A 16012-nucleotide genomic window follows, 5' to 3' on the forward strand; every position below is an offset into this window, starting at 1 on the left:
TGTCCAAGACTAGGTGCGCAAGGCCTGTTCTGCCACCCTGGGGTGCATCGGGTCACGCGAAGGTGAGGTCGGCTTGCGCGAAACCTTTAAAATTCAGTTTTTTGTTTAATGAAAACGCTCTGTGCTGGCCACGGATCATTAACTGCGCTCGGTGATATTGTCCGGGTAGATAGGTAATATGCTCAATGGTCATGCGCGTTAAATCTCGGCGGGAAGTACGCTTGTTTGCGGCGGCGGTTTCGCTTGTCGTGTTGCTGGGCAGTATTCTGTTGCGGATGCTTATCTTGCCGCCCGATCTGGCAGCGGAAACCATTTTGCCCGGCTCGCTCATGGCTGTGATGATTTCAGCGCCGATCGCGTTTTTTATCGGGCAGCGGATGCTCGAGGTTCACGAACTTGCCGCCAAGCTTGAACATGCGGTCTATCACGACCTTCTGACCGGTGTGTGCACACGCGCCCGCTTTCATGAAAGGGTTGCCGAACTTGGCGATGAAAGCTCTGTTGTGATTGTTGCCGATATTGACCATTTCAAGGGCTTCAACGACCAGTACGGCCACCACGCGGGCGACCTTGCGCTTCGGCAATTTGCCGCGATCCTCGCCGAGAACTGTCGCGCGGATGACATCGTTGCGCGGTTCGGTGGAGAGGAATTTGTCGTGCTGTTATGCGATAGTACCTTGTCCGACGGTTTGGTCGCCGCAGAGCGGCTTGGGCGACGTGTGCGTCAAAAACCGGTATTTGTCGATCAGAAGGCGCTTAGCCTGACAGCCAGTTTCGGGGTGGCGGCTCTGCCGCCGGGTGGCAATGCAGAGGCAGCCATTCAACAGGCGGACCGGGCGCTCTATCACGCCAAGCACGAGGGCCGCGACCGGGCCTATGTCTATGATCCGGCCCGTGATGCGGGCCCGCTGCCGACGAATGCTGCGGCCGAGTGAGGTGCTTAAGTATCATTAATTGTGATGATGTGCATATTATAAATTCGTTTTTATAATGTTTTTGGGGGCCCTATGTCTGGGGTGGCCGAAAGGTCAGGTTCAGAGAAAGGACACCTCATGCCCCAAGATATTTGTGTAAATCACCGCGCGCCGAAACGGGTTTCCGGTCTGCCGACAGGGTTCATCATCATCGTTATCGGATTGGCGATCGCGGCCCTTTTGGTTACAGTCCCAAGCCCCGAGAGTGCCGTCAAGCCTGCCGATACGAGCGGCGTCGCACTTGAAGACTGGCACGGCAATGTCATGCGGTCGCGATGACCCGCGCAGCGGGGCGGGCGGATCAGGCCCGCCCCATCAGCGCATCATCGAAGGGGTATTGCGTCAGGTTTTCAAATCCGGTCTCGGTGATCAGAACCTGATCTTCGAGCTTGATTGAAAAATCACCGCCCTCGGGGCTTATCAGGGCCTCGACGCAGAGCACCATGCCCGGCTCCAGTGCGTAATCAAACGCACCGGGCACGGCCTTGTCGGGATAGGCTACGAGCGGCCATTCATCACAAAGCCCGACGCCATGCATCATGCAGCCGTATTTCAGCGCCTGAAAATGCGGGTCAAGCACATGACAGCGCGCGCTCAGTTCCGGGATGGTGATGCCGGGTTTGAGCAATTCCATGTTCCGCATGATGTGCTCGTGGCCGTGCTGCATCGCATAGACCATATCGGCCGGGGGCGGGCGGTCTCCGATCCACCAGCTTCGGCTGATATCGACGCAGATGCCATAGCTGCCGATAAGGTCGGTATCAAAGCTGACGATTTCATTGTTCTGGACAATCCGCCCGCCGCATTCCTGAAACCACGGGTTGGTGCGCGGCCCCGAGGTGAGCAGGCGGGTTTCGATCCATTCGCCGCCCCGACGGATGTTTTCGGCATGCAGCACCGCCCAGATATCGTCTTCGCTCGTCTGCCCTTGCGGGACAGCCTCGCGGGCGAAGCGTTCCATCGCGGCGACGGCGGTTTCGCAGGCGTGGCTGGCACAGCGCATCGCCTTGATTTCATCGGGGCCCTTGATCGCGCGGGTCTTTTCGGTGACTTCCTCGCCTTCCATGACCTCGAATCCCTGCGCTTCGAGGGCGCGCAACCCGTGCAGCATGACCTTGTCGACCGCGAGCCGCTTGTTACCGGGCGCGTGTTCGGCCAAAAGAACGCGCACTTCGTTGGCAAAGGTATCGGCAGCCACATCAACCTTGTCGCCCCGGTCAAAGTAGAACAAATCCGCGCCAGAGCGCTGTTCGCGCACCAGCGGGTTGAAGGTGCTGAGGAAGGGCGAATTCTTGTAATCCCAGATCACCATATAGCCATCGGCGCAGAGCAGTACCGCGCGAAACGGGTTGTGGGTGTTCCAAAGCTGCATGTTGGTGCTGTCGGTGGCATAGCGGATGTTGAGGGGGTCAAACATCAACACTCCGGCATAGTCACGCGCCACGACAGACGCGGTCAGCCGCTCCCAGCGAAAGCGACGCATCGCCTGAAGGTCGGGAAGCTCAAGCCCAGCCTCGTCCCATTCGCGATAGGCAAGCTGAGTCGGGCCAATCTCGATCCGGTCGGCGTCATTGGGGGTGTTGTCACCAAGGGTGGCACCGCGGCTCGGGTCAATTTTGCGGGTGTCGCGGAAATGGGTGTTCATTGGCCTCTCCTCCTGGGCCAAGACTGGAAAGATCGCATGCGTCCTGCGCGCCGGATTGCGACATGATTCAGGGTCGCGTTTGACGCAATCATCAGGATATTGGGCGCGCGGCCCGTCGCCATTGTCTCTCGGACCAATGGTGCAACAATGACGACCCCCCGGGATATTTTCAGCCAGAAGAAGGGGAGAGCGTCATGCCTTACCCGCCGCGCACTGCGTCGATCATGCGTTGCACATTGTCGGGATCGGCGTCGGGGGTGATGCCATGACCGAGGTTGAAGATGTGCGGCCCCTTTCCAAACGCTTTGACGATGCGTTTGGTTTCGCGCACCAGGGCGTCGCCGCCAGTTACCATATGCGACGAGGCGAGATTGCCCTGAACGCAGCCGTCTTTCTGAACATGTTCAGCGGCCCATTCGGCGCTGACCGAGTCATCAATCGCGACGCAATCGGCGCCGGTTTTGGCGTGAAAGCCGATGTATTTATCCCCGGCTTCGCGCGGAAAGGCGATGACCGGAATCCCCGGGTGGCGGGTTTTCAGTTCAGAAATGATGCGCTTGGCGGGGGCGGTGGCGTATTTGTCGAAATCCGCGCCCCTGAGCGAGCCGGCCCAGCTATCGAACAGTTTCACGACTTCGGCGCCGGCCTCGATCTGGGCCGAGAGATATTCGATTGTGCCTTCGGTGATGCGATTCAGAAGCCCCTCGAACACCGCCTTGTTTTCGTCCTTGAGGGCATGGGCCGGTCCCTGGTCGGGGGTGCCGCGCCCGGCAATCATATAGGTGGCGACGGTCCAGGGGGCGCCCGCAAAGCCGATCAGGGTGGTCTCGCGCGGCAGGGCGGTCGTGAGATTGCGCACCGTCTGATAGATCGGATTGAGGGTTTCGTGGATATCCTCGACGGGTTTCAGGGCATCAAGGCCCCTTTGATCGGTGATGGTTGAAAGGCGCGGGCCTTCGCCGGTGACAAACCAGAGGTCGGCCCCAAGCGCCTGGGGCAGGAGCAGGATATCGGCAAACAGGATCGCCGCGTCAAAGCCGTACCGGCGGATCGGCTGAAGGGTCACCTCGGTCGCCAGATCGCTGTTGTAGCAAAGCGAAAGGAAATCGCCCGCCTCGGCGCGCGTGGCCTTGTACTCCGGCAGATACCGCCCCGCCTGCCGCATCATCCAGATGGGGGGGGTGGGTTGCGTTTCGCCAGCCAGCGCCTTGAGGATTGTTTTATCAGCGGCCATTGGGGTTCCTCCGTTTTTTGTGTGGTCACCCCCGCGGGCCGGGATGTCAAGCACTCTGCCGCTTGCCAGTCAGGTATCGCGGGTCTAAACCTTCGCCATGACACGTGATTTACCCACCCCGACCGAACCCCTCAAAATTGGCACGCGCGGCTCGCCGTTGGCCTTGGCGCAGGCCTATGAAACGCGCAATCGGCTGTCAGCGGCCTTTGACCTGCCTGAGGAAGCCTTTGAAATCGTTGTGATTAAAACCACAGGTGATCGGATTATTGATCGCCCGCTGAAAGAGATCGGCGGCAAGGGGTTGTTCACCCGCGAGATCGAACAGGCCATGTTGATCGGGGAAATCGACATTGCGGTGCATTCGATGAAAGACATGCCTGTCCTGCAGCCCGAGGGGCTTTTGCTGGATACATATCTTCCGCGCGAGGACGTGCGCGATGCGTTCGTGTCGCCCTCGGTGAAAAACTTGGCCGATCTCCCCGCAGGGGCCAAGGTCGGCACCTCGTCTTTGCGGCGCAAGGCGCAGGTTCTGGTCGCCTACCCACAGCTTGAGGTGGTCGAATTTCGCGGCAATGTGCAGACCCGGTTGAAGAAACTGGATGACGGCGTGGCCGCCTGTACCTTTTTGGCAATGGCCGGATTGAACCGCCTGGGCCGCTCCGAGGTGGCGCAATGCGCGATCGAGCCCGAGGTGATGTTGCCCGCCGTGGCGCAGGGCGCCATCGGGATCGAGCGGCGCGCAGATGACAGCCGCGCCGCCGATATGCTGGCCGCGATTCACCACACGGAAACCGGAGAACGGCTTGCCGCCGAGCGCGCCTTTCTGGCGGCGCTTGACGGGTCCTGCGAGACGCCGATTGCCGGTTTGGCGGAACTGTCGGGCGGCACCCTGCGCCTGCGCGGCGAGATCCTGCGCCCCGACGGCAGCGAAAGCCTGAGCGATGAGGGCACCGCCCTGATCGAGGACGGGGCGCAGCTTGGCCGGGAGATGGCCGCGCGGTTGCTGGCGCGGGCGGGTGACGGGTTCTTCGACTGGCGCGCATGAGGCTATGCGTCGGGCAATAGCTTGCCGGGGTTCATGATGTTGTTGGGATCAAGCGCTGTCTTGATCCCGCGCATCACGCCAAGCGCCGCCTTGTCCTTATGAAGCGCCATGGCGGGTTTTTTCGACAGGCCGATGCCATGTTCGGCGGAAAAGCTACCACCGAGGGCGATCACCTCTTCCTCGACCGCGCGCTGAATGGCGCGGTGCAGCGCCGGGTCGCTGGCCGAGGGAAAGCCCGCGTAATGCAGGTTGCCATCGCCAAGATGCGCCACGCCGGTGTTGAAAATGCCGGGATCAATCGCTTTGCTGCGCGCCTCGATCCGTTCCAGCAGGGTTTGCATGCGGTCGGTCGCCACGGCGATATCGTTGTCGATCACCGGGCTGCGCATTCGCAACACCTGTGCCGAGGTCTCGCGCCGGGCCCAGATTTCGGCGCGCTGCGCGCTGTTTTGCGCCACCACCGCGTCAAGCAGGGTGCCGTCTTCGAGCAGTTCGGCAAGCACGCCTTCAAAATGCGCGACAAGCGGCACGCTGCCATCCGGGCCGGGTGTGGTGTCGCGGGGCGCGCGTGCGCCCAGCTCGACCAGGATGTTAACCTCATGTCTGGTGTCAAGCGGCGGGCGGGCCTCGGGGAAACGCTCAAGGTAGGCGTCGATAAAGCTGCGCGGCATGTATTCAAACGCCTCGACCGCGCCGCCGGTTTCATCCTGAAGCCGGTTCAAGAGCGCAAGCGCGGCGTTGACCGAAGGTACCGCGACCATCGCCGTGGCATAGGCGCGGGGTTTCGGCGCCAGTTTTAGAACGGCGGCAGTGATGATGCCAAGCGTGCCCTCGGCACCAATCATCAAATGGCGCAGATCATAGCCAGAGTTATCCTTGTGCAGCTCGCTCATGAGGTTCATCACCTCGCCACTTGGGAGAACCACCTCAAGCCCGAGGCAGAGATCGCGGGTATTGCCATAGCGCACCACGTTCGAGCCGCCCGCGTTGGTCGAGAGCGCCCCGCCGATCATCGCCGAACCGCGCGCGCCGAAGGTCAGCGGAAAGATCAGGTCATGTTCGGCACTGGCCGCATGCAGGTTGGCGATGATCACCCCGGCCTCGACAATGGCGATGCGGGCTTCGGGGCGAATCTCTCGGATGGCTGACATCCGCTCCAGCGACAGCATGAGCATGCCCTCGGCCGAGGTGCCTTTGACAAGGTTGGTGTTGCCCGACACCGGCACGATGGAAAGGCGATGTTGGTTGGCCAGCCGGAGAACGGCAGAGACTTCGGCGGTATTCGCCGGGCGCAGCACCGCTAGCGGGCTCCACTCTGCATTGCCTGTCCAGTCGTGCGCCCAAGGGGCGGTATCGGCCCCGGTCAGCACGTATTTGGGGCCGATGATCCGGCCCAGTTCAAAGAGCGGACCGGTATGGGGTTTGCTGTTCATGGCTTGGATCATGTGCCAACCGCGCGCGCGCCACAAGATGCGTTGTCCAAAAGGTATTTTTCGCCCTTGACGCACGGCGCGGGCTGGCATACCTACGCCCTCGTTCTGGCGGAGTAGCTCAGTTGGTTAGAGCAGCGGAATCATAATCCGCGTGTCGGGGGTTCAAATCCCTCCTCCGCTACCAAATAATTCAAAGGCTTAGAGGGAAACCTCTAAGCCTTTTGCGTTTCTTGGTTTTATTTGTAAAACACACGGGTTGATCTGACATTTCTGCTCTTATGGAGCGCAATCAAGGAGTGTCGATCAATGACAAGTCTTCAAGAGAAGATCATCAAGCCGAAACTTGGGCTGCTGGAGCTTGTTCGTTCAGGTGCCGATGATGTCGCAGAGTCCGATGACCTGATGGAAGGCGGGTCGACGCTGTCTGACGATCTTTCGAGCTGCTAAGTTTTGCTGTTGTTGTGCATCTAGGGGTGGCTCTGGGGCGCTGGAGCAATCCGTGCTGGCCTCGCGCCTCACGGCCTACCAGCCAATATTGGCCATCCACCTACGAATCCATGAAACCGGAAGCGGTCGGCACCCTGTATCAATTTTTGCCTGATCCAACAGCGCAGGAAGTTTATCGCGATTTGAACGCGACCTTGACTTGTCGCCTCCGTTCATGTCTTTTTCGTCACGCTTTCCCGCTAATCTGCTGAAAAAGTCGTCCACCTTTTTTATGTATTTGTGCCCTAATGCTGCGATAATCTGACGGGATTGGGGCCAAATTGCACGGAAAGCGCCTTGATCGTGGAAACAATATGTTTCAGAGACAAGTCGACCACACTGTCATCTTTCATCATCATTCCGCGCCCAGATGCCGATGATTTCGCCGCGTCAGAGGACCTAATGGAAGACGGGGCGGTGTTTGGTGACGATGAACTTGGGCGACAAGGGCCTATGTGCGTCAATCATGCCCCACGCGCGCGAGACGCATTTTGCCACTGGCGCTCGCAACGGCTCCAGATTGAAGGTTGTGATGACAATACGCAAACGGGCTTCGGCAATCGGTTCCGCAAGTGCTGCGAGCGAATTTCAGAAGCTCACGTAGCCCCACGATCCGGCAAGCCCGATATCCCGGCTGAGATGGTGGACGAGTCCCTGACCCGCGACTTGGGCAACGGCGGCTATATTGCCGCTGGCGTGGAGTTCGACGCAATGGGCCGCCGTGCTGCATACTACGTGCAGCCGCACCGCCCTACGGAACTGTTCCCGACTGCCGGTGAACCTATCCGCGTTCCCGCGTCGGACAGGCGACCAGAAGGGTCAACTGTTTTCAGGTGGGGTCATAGCCTACATTTTGCACAACCCGTAAATATATCATTTTCAAAAAGGCCTCTCGCGATCGATTCCTGCTTTTCCCCCGCACCTTCTGCCTGTCGCGGGGCAAGAGTCTTCGAGGCTCTAGAAACATTTACTTCAGTCCCGGAAAATCCGCATAGGCCACTTCACTCTCCCGCTCTCAGTGCTACGTGTCTGACGTCAGACACCAGGACAAGATCAACGGCAATGTGACAGCGACCAGATAAGCGACGATCAAAAAGAGCGGTTTCATATGTCCAGTCTTTTCCACTTTATCTTTATACTCAATTTCGCGCCCTTTTTGGTGCTGGTTACTTCAGAACAATGGATCCCAGAACTGAAGTCGCTCCCACAGTTATGAAAAGTGCAATTACGTCCAGCGGAGCACCTGCACGCAGCATGTCGGATCGGGTCACCACCGGGTCCGCGAATACGATTGCGTTTGGCGGCGTCGCGACCGGCAGCATAAACCCGATCGAGGCGGCCATTGCGATTGGAAGCATGAAAGCAACAGGATCAGTGCCAAGTCCCGTCGCGACGGCACCGGCAATCGGTAAGAAGATCGCCGCCATCGCGGTATTGCTTGCCAACTCACCCACGTAGACGATGAGGGCGGCAATGAAGAGAAGAACGACGAACTTTGGCCAGTCACTTACCAGTTGAACACTCCCGCCGATCCAATCCGCTAAACCTGACTGTTGGATTACACCGGCGAGCGCCAGTCCACCGCCAAACAGTATCAGCACATCCCAACGCAAAGACGCGGCAGCTTCCCAGTCCAGCAACCGCCCGTCTTTGCCGTCAGAAATCATGAAAAGCGTCAGAGCGGCTATCATCGCGATACCCGCGTCGGAAAGCGCAACCATTGGAAAAATCCATTCGATCAATGGCCTTGAAACCCATGCAAGCGCAGTCAGCCCGGCAATAACTGCGATCCTGCGCTCAGCTTTCTGAATTGCAGCTTCCGGCGCTCCGTAGGTCAGCTTTAGCGCAGTTGACGGCAATCTTGGAGACACTCGGGTGAGTGCAAGCCACGTAACCAGCAAGAGAACCAATGCAACTGGAATGCCAATCACCGCCCACTGAGCGAAACCCACGTTTACTCCATAGGAAGTACGAGCATAAGCGGCGAAAATGGCGTTGGGTGGCGTTCCGATGAGCGATCCCATACCACCGATCGTAGCTGAAAACGCGACGCCCAGCATGAGTGCCGTGCCAAAACGGGGTGTCTCGTCTTGCGAGCCAGCGACTGCGGCAGCAATCGGAGCAACAACCATGGCTGACGCCGTATTGCTGATCCAAAGGCTGAGAAACGCCGTGCAGAGCATAAAGCTCCCGAGAATTCGATGAGAGCTGCTCCCTGCCTGTCTGAGAAGCACACCGGCCAATCGCCTGTGCAAACCCGATTTTTCAATCGCCTTGGCGATAAGAAAACCGCCCAAGAACAGAAATATCAGCGGATCGCTGTATGACCGCGCTGCATCAGAAAGTTCCGCAAGGCCCATGATCGGAGCTACTGCCACCGGCAAAAGCGCGGTAGCCGGGAGCGGCAGGGCTTCAGAAATCCACCACAGTGCCATAGTAGACGCCAGACCCGATGCACGCCATGCCAAATCTGACATGCCTTCCGGGGCAGGCACAACGGTTGGAGCGATCAAAAGCAACAATCCGACAAGGATCAGGCCAGTATTGAATTTCATAGTGGTAACGTATCACCAAACGGTGTCGTGAAAAGCTCCTGGTGAAGTTTCTCGGATTATGACGCCGGCAGCACTGCCGCGATGCTGAGTTAAGTCAAACTGACCAGTTAATACCGGTTTCGATTTCGTTGCGGCTTATATGAACGACCGGTCTTCTTACTGCGATGCAGCGAGGTTTTGGCTGCGGTCGTTCACCGATTGCCTGTTCAAGGCGCATGGTGGTGTCTGATCCGATTGGCTTACGTTGAGCGGTTGTCAAAGGCGTATGTTGAAGATCAGCAAGCTACAAATCGCAGCTTACGTCAGTGTCCGATTTTCGGAGGGTAGCTCACAAATACTCCGATCCGGTCACCGACAACCCATCCTTGACGCTTAAATATATCAAAGGATGTGCGAAGCTGGCTAAACTGGATTAATAGTATTGATCTTGGCGCGTCCTGACAGACGTTTTGGACTGGGCCTGTCGCGATTTGATTGTGCGGCAGGCTCTCTGAATCTATGGGTCTTCGGTGAAACCGGGGCGATTCACTTGGCCCCGGAGAATGCACAACCCCAGAGGGCGCGAAAGCACCCAGTGGGGGAGGCTATCCCCAAGAGGACGGTTCCAGCCTGAAAAGCATTGCCAGCTGCTCGTAGACCTCCGGTTCTTTGCTCTTGAGGGCCACCGGTCTTTCAAAGAAGACTTCAACAGCCACCGCGAAAAACTCTTCCGGCCCTTCTGCCCCGTAGGCGTCGAATACCGTCTTGTGCCCCGCTTGGATATGTTGAACGTGGCTCTTGTATGCCTTGGCAAAGACGCGCTCCCAGACGGCAAAGCTCTGGCGCCTTTCGAGATTTGGGACACCGTCAGTATGGCCGGACAGGTCGTCGATTTGGTGGGCGAACTCATGAAATACGACGTTGTGACCGTCCTTATCGTTGGCTGCTCCCTGTCTGGTGTGCGCCCAGGAAAGAACGACCGGGCCCCGTGACCAGCTCTCGCCCGTTCGCACCGTTTCGCGTTCCGTGACGACATAGCCATTGTGCTCTGTCTGTCTCGATTTGAAGGCCCCAGGATAGATAAGGATCGTGCTGAGGTGCTCGTACCATGTATCGCTATTCATGACGAGCAGGCAGGCTTGGGCAGCTATAGACAGCTGCATTTCCTCGGTTACGTCCAGCCCGTTACATCCAATGAATTGCACTTGTTTCAGAAAGACGTTGATCCTGCCTTCAAGTTTTCTGCGTAATTCAGACGGAAGTCTCCGCGTCAGAGGGACCTGTTCTGTGACAATGGCCCGCTGATCATCTGAAAGCGCAGTCACGAGAAGCTTTGCGCGGATCTGTTGTCTTGACCAGTACCAGTATCCAAATGCGCCTGCGACGACGATCAGGGGGATAAGAAAAATTGTCATGGATGCTGACCTCGTCGAACAGACAAACCCTAGCTCGCCGCAAAGACAAGCGCCATGAGTGTTTCCCTCAAATCTTCTGTGAAGGCCTTCAAGGGGAGAGGTGTCCTTCAGGGCGTCGTCACGCTGTTGCTGATCTTATTGATTTAGGCACACGCAGATATTGACGTCGATCAACGACCGCGTTGGCGCCTGCCCGATAGTAATAGTCATATTAGTTTAGCAATGGATGCGATGATCATGCCGCGTGGGGCAGACAGAGATCAGACGACAGGCCCGATAATGCCGGGCAGCCAGCCATGGCTATGGCTTACGGTCTTTTTGGCCCTTTCAATGCTTTCAAGCTTCTGGTTCGCCTCGTCTGAGCAGCCATCAATATTGCCATACAGCGATATCAAGCAAATGATCCGGGACGGCGATGTCATGTCTGCCCAGCTGCAGGAACATGCAATTTCCGTTACAACGGAAGGGGCTGATCCGGAAAGTCCGACAACGTTTCGCTCTGTAACCCCGGCCCAGGGCGATCCTGAATTGTTGCCCCTTCTGGAACAGAGCGGTGCCGTAATCAGCGCGAAAGAGCCCCGAGGCGTCTCGATCTTTACCTATATCCTGCCGTGGGTCATGATCCTTGGGGCCTATTTGTTGCTGCAAAGGCGTATGATGGGCGGCACCGCTGGCGGAATTGGCAGCGGCGGGGTTGGCGCGTTTTTGAGCGGACGGTTTGCCAAGCCAAGCACTCCGACACAAAAGGTGACTTTTGCCGATGTCGCGGGCCAGGATCAGGCCAAGCGGGAGGTGTCCGAACTTGTGGAGTTTCTGCGCGATCCCGAGCGCTTTCAAAAGGTCGGAGCAGAGGTGCCGCACGGAGTGCTTTTGGTCGGTCCGCCGGGAACCGGCAAGACACTCCTGGCCAAAGCGCTGGCAGGTGAAGCGGATGTGCCGTTCTTTTCAACGTCCGGTTCGGAATTCATTGAAGTTTTCGTAGGCGTCGGCGCAGCCCGCGTACGCAAAATGTTCGAAGCGGCAAGAAAGGCAGCACCCGCTATTATCTTCATCGACGAACTGGACAGCATCGGACGCACCCGCGGCACAGGTCTAGGCGGTGGGCACGATGAACGTGAGCAAACGCTGAACCAAATTCTGGCAGAACTTGATGGTTTTGGAGGACGCGAAGCCGTGGTGGTTCTCGCTGCGACCAACCGTCCCGATGTTTTGGACCCTGCGCTGCTGCGGCCTGGTCGGTTTGATCGGCACGTCACGCTGAACCTCCCCGACAAGAATGCGCGACGCGCAATCCTGAACATACATGCCAGTAGGCTACCGCTGGAGGACTCCAGCGACCTTGATACGATGGCTGCAGGAACGACGGGCTTTTCTGGTGCTGATCTGAAAAACCTGCTAAACGAGGCTGCTATCAACGCGGCGCGACGCAATGCCAGCCTGATCACCAGTGATGATCTGGGCGAGGCCCGCGACAAAGTGATCATGGGAACTGTGCGGTCATTGGCCATCCGACCTGAGGAACACCACCGGCTGGCGGTTCACGAGGCCGGGCATACTGCCGCAGCCTTTTACACCCCAGATGCCGATCCGCTTTACAAGGTCACCATCATTCCGCGCGGCCACGCCTTGGGCGGAACGCATATGCTGAGCACGGCAGAACGCCACACATTGGACGAAACCTATCTGAAGGCGCAGCTTGTCACCCTGCTGGCTGGCCGCGCGGCTGAGCGGCTTTTGATCGGAACAGTGAGTTCGGGTGCCGATGATGACATACGTCGTGCTACTGAGTTGGCTCGCTCGATGGTTGCCCGCTGGGGCATGACCGATGAGCTTGGCCCGATTGATCTGCGCCAAAGCGAGGACCATCCCTTCCTGGGACAATCCATCGCGCAACCGCGTGGCCATGCCGATGCGACGGCGGCGCAGGTCGATCGGGCTGTGATTGCTGCGCTAAAAAAAGCAGAAAAACGGGCCTTGGATGTGATTGGCGAGCACAGATCGCAGGTCGAACATCTGATAGAGAGACTTGGAGCGAAAGAGACGCTGGGTTTTGAAGAAATCCAGCAATGCCTGGACCCTGATAGAGGGGTGACCACTCCGAAGCGGCCCGTCCGATCTTTCAGCAAAATACCTCCGTCAGGGTGACCCGGATATGATAACCCACTCTCCCCCAATTGTTCGCTGGGAGTTCATTGGAGCGCTGGTTACCATTCTGGCTGGCTCTGCACTTCATTTTGTTTTTGACTGGACTGGCGGCTGGCGCCCTGCCGCGATTATCGTGGCAGTAAACGAATCTATCTGGGAACACCTGAAACTCGCATTCTGGCCGGGTCTTTTCTGGGCGCTTTTACCCCAAGAATTTTCTGAATTAAGTTTGTGGGAACGCTTGGCGATTAAGGGTTTTACTCTTATTACGTCGGCCATTCTGATTGTTGTGATCTTCAAAAGTTACACAGCCATTCTAGGGCACAACATTTTACTGTTGGACATTGGTACATTTGTTGTGGCGATTGTGGCTGGTCAGGGCGCTTCTGCATGGTTGAATATACACGGGCTTCGCTAGACGAGCGCATGATCGCTCGCGTGAACCGGTTTATTCAGCCTACCACTTAACGCCCCATGTCGGTGATTATGTGACTGGCCGTTCATTCCGGTTCTTATGATTTCAGGACGCACATTCGGATACTCCTGTGCCAAGCGCGGTGAGACAAGTATCCGGTCCGGACGCGAGTGTAGATGCGTGCCGGGGACCTCGAATGTCCAGTCAGTGCCGGGTGTTAATCGATCCAGCAGGTCGAACGAAAAACCCTGTTTCAGCGGGGCGAGGGCTGACCTGGAAAGCTCATTGCCTAGACCTGGTTCATTGAGGTCTCCCACGATCATCCACCGCTCATGTTTTGGATCGTCAAAGCGCATTTCGACAATTTTGCGAACCGCGCGTGCTTCAGCTTCCCGTATGATGTACGCCTTGCCGTCTCCGCGACTTCTAGATTAAATAACGGACGGTGGTTCCAGCGCTACAGGCCGGTCATGATCTTGTTCTCGTTTGCAGCATCATGCCGCTGTTGAGATTAAAACACATCTATTCCACCGTTCAGATTTCCCCGGCCACGTCTCACTTTTGCGGAGAGACAGATCTAGCTTATTTGGCCTTTCGATATTTGCCGGGAGAGTGGCCAAAGCGTTCGCGGAAGCATTTGATGAAAACAACCGGTGAGGTAAAACCCGAGGCGACGGCTATTTCTGTCACGCTCATATCGGTTTCGCGCAAAAGACTACGGCCGCGGTCGAGTCTCAGGTCGCGAAAGAACCTGTAGGGGGTTTTGTCGAGATATTTCACGAATAGCCGTTCCATTTGTCGGCGTGAACATCCTGCGGCATCTGCCAAATCTTCCATCGCCGTTGGCGTTTCAATATTGGCTTGCATCAGCTTGATTGCGCGGACCAGTAAAGGGTTGCGGCTTTCGATTGCATTGCTGATCGACGTGCGCTGAGGGGATCGCTCGCTGCGGCGCTGAGCGTAAAGGCACATGTCGGCGACCAGATTGGCAAAAGGTTGGCCGTAATCGTCTTCGATAATCTCAAGCATCATGTCGGTTGCACCCACGCCGCCGCCACAGGTGAAAATCCTGCCATCCACCTCATATGTGTTGCTGGTCACCTCCACCTCGGGAAACTTTTCGTGAAAGGCGGGTTGGTTTTCCCAGTGCAATGTAGCCTTGCGACCTGCGAGCAAACCAGCCTGCGCCAAAGCAATTGCGCCGGTGCAAATGCCGCCAACACGACCACCAAAGCGGGCATGCTGGCGTAGGACCGCCTGCAATTCCTTATGGCCCTCGGCATTGCGCACAGTGCCGCCGCAGACCACGAGATCGGTATCGCGCGCGCTCGGGCTTAGCGACTCATCGACATTCACCGAAATCCCGCAAGAACTGGTTGCCGCGGCGCCATCCTGCGAGGACACAGTCCAGCGATAGAGCGGGCGCTGTGCCAGTTGGTTGGCGATCCTCAGAGGATCAAGCGCTGCGCTGAACGCCAGAAGGGTGAACTCGGGGAGCAGGTGAAAGGCGAAATGCCGCGCGGATTTGGTTGTCTCTACAGCAAAGTAAGCCGCGCCTTGCGGAATAATGGCCTCGCGGCGCTTTTCGGTGTCATTCGCCTGGCAGGACATGACAGCTATGAGACTCCCAATGCAGATTCAGGGTGCTCCCCGGATGCAGATTTACCGAAGTCAGTTCAACATGACTTTTCTGCACCTTCAACTCTTCTCCTGTCTCTGTCTCTAGAAATACAATGGCAGTGGCACCGACGAACTCCTCGCCCACCACCTTGGCCCGGATACCTGGCGTGTCGCCCCCCCCGGGGCTGATATGCATGTTCTCGGCGCTGACGGTAAAGGTTACCGCGTCTCCCAGAGATTTCGCGGGCGCATTGCTAGCAGTGACCGCAAAGCGGCCATGAACAGTCTCGACCAGCCAATCGTCACCTGATTTCTCTACCAGGCGTCCAGTGAAGATATTGGAAGAACCGAGGAATTCGGCCACGAACCGATTGCGCGGCGCGTGATAGATTTCCTGGGGCGACCCGATCTGCTCGATCTTGCCCCGGCTCATGATCACCACCCGATCCGCCATTGAAAATGCCTCGGACATGGAGTGAGTGACATAGACAAAGGTGATGCCAAGGTCTTTTTGCAGGCTCGACAGAACCGCCTGCATCCGTACCTTGAGATGCGCGTCAAGCGCCGAGAGTGGTTCATCAAGGAGCAATATCTTGGGTTCGGTCACTAGGGCGCGTGCAAGGGCCACGCGCTGCCTTTGACCGCCTGAAAGTTGCGAGATGTTGCGGTCGGCGAATTCGAGAATCTGCATCTTGTCGAGCCAGTTGCGCGCCCGGGCGATACGCTCGGTCTTGCCCACGCCGCGCATCTTCAGGCTGAATTCGACGTTTTCCTGCACCGTGAGGAAGGGGAAAAGCGCAAGGCTCTGCCAGACCATCGGCGTGTCGCGGTCCCATGTGGCCTTGCCGTTCACCCGCTCGCCATCGAGCCATATATCGCCCTCGGTTGGATCATCCAATCCCGCCAGCATCCTGAGGGTGGTTGTCTTGCCACACCCCGATGAGCCCATGATCGCCAGAAACTCGCCGCGCCCGATCTCGAAATCGACCCGCTCCACGGCGGTGAAAGTGCCGAATTGCTTGACGACCCCATCAAGCTTGACGATGGCGTCGGTGTTCATGTGCAT

General features: G+C 57.7%; 14 protein-coding genes and 1 tRNA gene. 7 read left to right on the forward strand and 8 right to left on the reverse strand.

Annotation, left to right across the window (positions count from 1 at the left end; genetic code table 11):
- Positions 1 to 52: 52 nt before the first annotated feature.
- The gene (locus tag BUB78_RS21120; RefSeq protein ID WP_245813381.1) at positions 53 to 331 is read right to left on the reverse strand and encodes a hypothetical protein; all 279 of its coding nucleotides are present in this window, start codon (positions 329 to 331) and stop codon (positions 53 to 55) included.
- Between BUB78_RS21120 and BUB78_RS06235 the strand changes: the two genes are divergently transcribed.
- The gene (locus BUB78_RS06235; RefSeq protein ID WP_245813383.1) at positions 330 to 935 is read left to right on the forward strand and encodes a GGDEF domain-containing protein; all 606 of its coding nucleotides are present in this window, start codon (positions 330 to 332) and stop codon (positions 933 to 935) included. The genes BUB78_RS21120 and BUB78_RS06235 overlap by 2 nt on opposite strands.
- Positions 936 to 1052: 117 nt before the next feature.
- On the forward strand, positions 1053 to 1253 hold the full coding sequence (locus BUB78_RS06240; protein WP_139279267.1) for a hypothetical protein: 201 nt from the start codon (positions 1053 to 1055) through the stop codon (positions 1251 to 1253).
- A 22-nt stretch (positions 1254 to 1275) separates the two neighbouring features.
- On the opposite strand, the gene dddP is transcribed toward BUB78_RS06240, so the two are convergent.
- Both dddP and hemE read right to left on the reverse strand, forming a co-directional pair.
- On the reverse strand, positions 1276 to 2619 hold the full coding sequence (gene dddP, locus BUB78_RS06245) for a dimethylsulfonioproprionate lyase DddP (protein WP_073196151.1): 1344 nt from the start codon (positions 2617 to 2619) through the stop codon (positions 1276 to 1278).
- Positions 2620 to 2818: 199 nt separating this feature from the next.
- Positions 2819 to 3853: a uroporphyrinogen decarboxylase gene (gene hemE, locus BUB78_RS06250; RefSeq protein WP_073196154.1), complete on the reverse strand. Its 1035-nt coding sequence runs from the start codon at positions 3851 to 3853 to the stop codon at positions 2819 to 2821.
- A gap of 97 nt (positions 3854 to 3950) precedes the next feature.
- On the opposite strand from hemE, the gene hemC reads away from it, so the two are divergent.
- Positions 3951 to 4898, forward strand: a complete 948-nt coding sequence (hemC, locus tag BUB78_RS06255) for a hydroxymethylbilane synthase (RefSeq protein ID WP_073196156.1) — start codon at positions 3951 to 3953, stop codon at positions 4896 to 4898.
- A 2-nt stretch (positions 4899 to 4900) separates the two neighbouring features.
- Here the strand turns inward: hemC and BUB78_RS06260 are convergent, their stop codons facing one another.
- Positions 4901 to 6331 carry an FAD-binding oxidoreductase gene (locus tag BUB78_RS06260; RefSeq protein ID WP_073196159.1) on the reverse strand — a complete coding sequence of 477 codons (1431 nt, stop codon included), beginning with the start codon at positions 6329 to 6331 and terminating at the stop codon, positions 4901 to 4903.
- Between the two features lie 107 nt (positions 6332 to 6438).
- Here BUB78_RS06260 and BUB78_RS06265 point away from each other — a divergent pair.
- Together BUB78_RS06265 and BUB78_RS20650 are read left to right on the forward strand one after the other, a co-directional pair.
- Positions 6439 to 6515: transfer RNA gene (locus BUB78_RS06265), tRNA-Met, on the forward strand.
- 122 nt (positions 6516 to 6637) lie between these two features.
- On the forward strand, positions 6638 to 6778 hold the full coding sequence (locus tag BUB78_RS20650; protein ID WP_170865032.1) for a hypothetical protein: 141 nt from the start codon (positions 6638 to 6640) through the stop codon (positions 6776 to 6778).
- A gap of 1205 nt (positions 6779 to 7983) precedes the next feature.
- On the opposite strand, the gene BUB78_RS06270 is transcribed toward BUB78_RS20650, so the two are convergent.
- Together BUB78_RS06270 and BUB78_RS06275 are read right to left on the reverse strand one after the other, a co-directional pair.
- Positions 7984 to 9372: an SLC13 family permease gene (locus BUB78_RS06270; protein ID WP_073196161.1), complete on the reverse strand. Its 1389-nt coding sequence runs from the start codon at positions 9370 to 9372 to the stop codon at positions 7984 to 7986.
- Between the two features lie 584 nt (positions 9373 to 9956).
- Complete coding sequence (locus BUB78_RS06275; RefSeq protein ID WP_073196163.1) at positions 9957 to 10766, reverse strand: M90 family metallopeptidase; 810 nt, start codon at positions 10764 to 10766, stop codon at positions 9957 to 9959.
- A 222-nt stretch (positions 10767 to 10988) separates the two neighbouring features.
- Between BUB78_RS06275 and ftsH the strand changes: the two genes are divergently transcribed.
- Together ftsH and BUB78_RS06285 are read left to right on the forward strand one after the other, a co-directional pair.
- Positions 10989 to 12911: an ATP-dependent zinc metalloprotease FtsH gene (gene ftsH / locus BUB78_RS06280; protein ID WP_245813385.1), complete on the forward strand. Its 1923-nt coding sequence runs from the start codon at positions 10989 to 10991 to the stop codon at positions 12909 to 12911.
- A 7-nt stretch (positions 12912 to 12918) separates the two neighbouring features.
- Positions 12919 to 13329 (forward strand): DUF6512 family protein, encoded by a 411-nt coding sequence (locus BUB78_RS06285; protein ID WP_073196165.1) that lies wholly within the window; start codon positions 12919 to 12921, stop codon positions 13327 to 13329.
- Positions 13330 to 13908: 579 nt separating this feature from the next.
- On the opposite strand, the gene BUB78_RS06290 is transcribed toward BUB78_RS06285, so the two are convergent.
- Both BUB78_RS06290 and BUB78_RS06295 read right to left on the reverse strand, forming a co-directional pair.
- A complete protein-coding gene (locus BUB78_RS06290; RefSeq protein WP_073196168.1) occupies positions 13909 to 14937 on the reverse strand; it encodes a GlxA family transcriptional regulator in 1029 nt (342 codons plus the stop codon).
- The gene (locus tag BUB78_RS06295; protein ID WP_073196250.1) at positions 14918 to 16012 is read right to left on the reverse strand and encodes an ABC transporter ATP-binding protein; all 1095 of its coding nucleotides are present in this window, start codon (positions 16010 to 16012) and stop codon (positions 14918 to 14920) included. Before BUB78_RS06295 ends, BUB78_RS06290 begins: the two co-directional genes overlap by 20 nt.

This window comes from Roseovarius marisflavi, assembly GCF_900142625.1.
GTDB classification, from domain to species: Bacteria; Pseudomonadota; Alphaproteobacteria; order Rhodobacterales; family Rhodobacteraceae; genus Roseovarius; species Roseovarius marisflavi.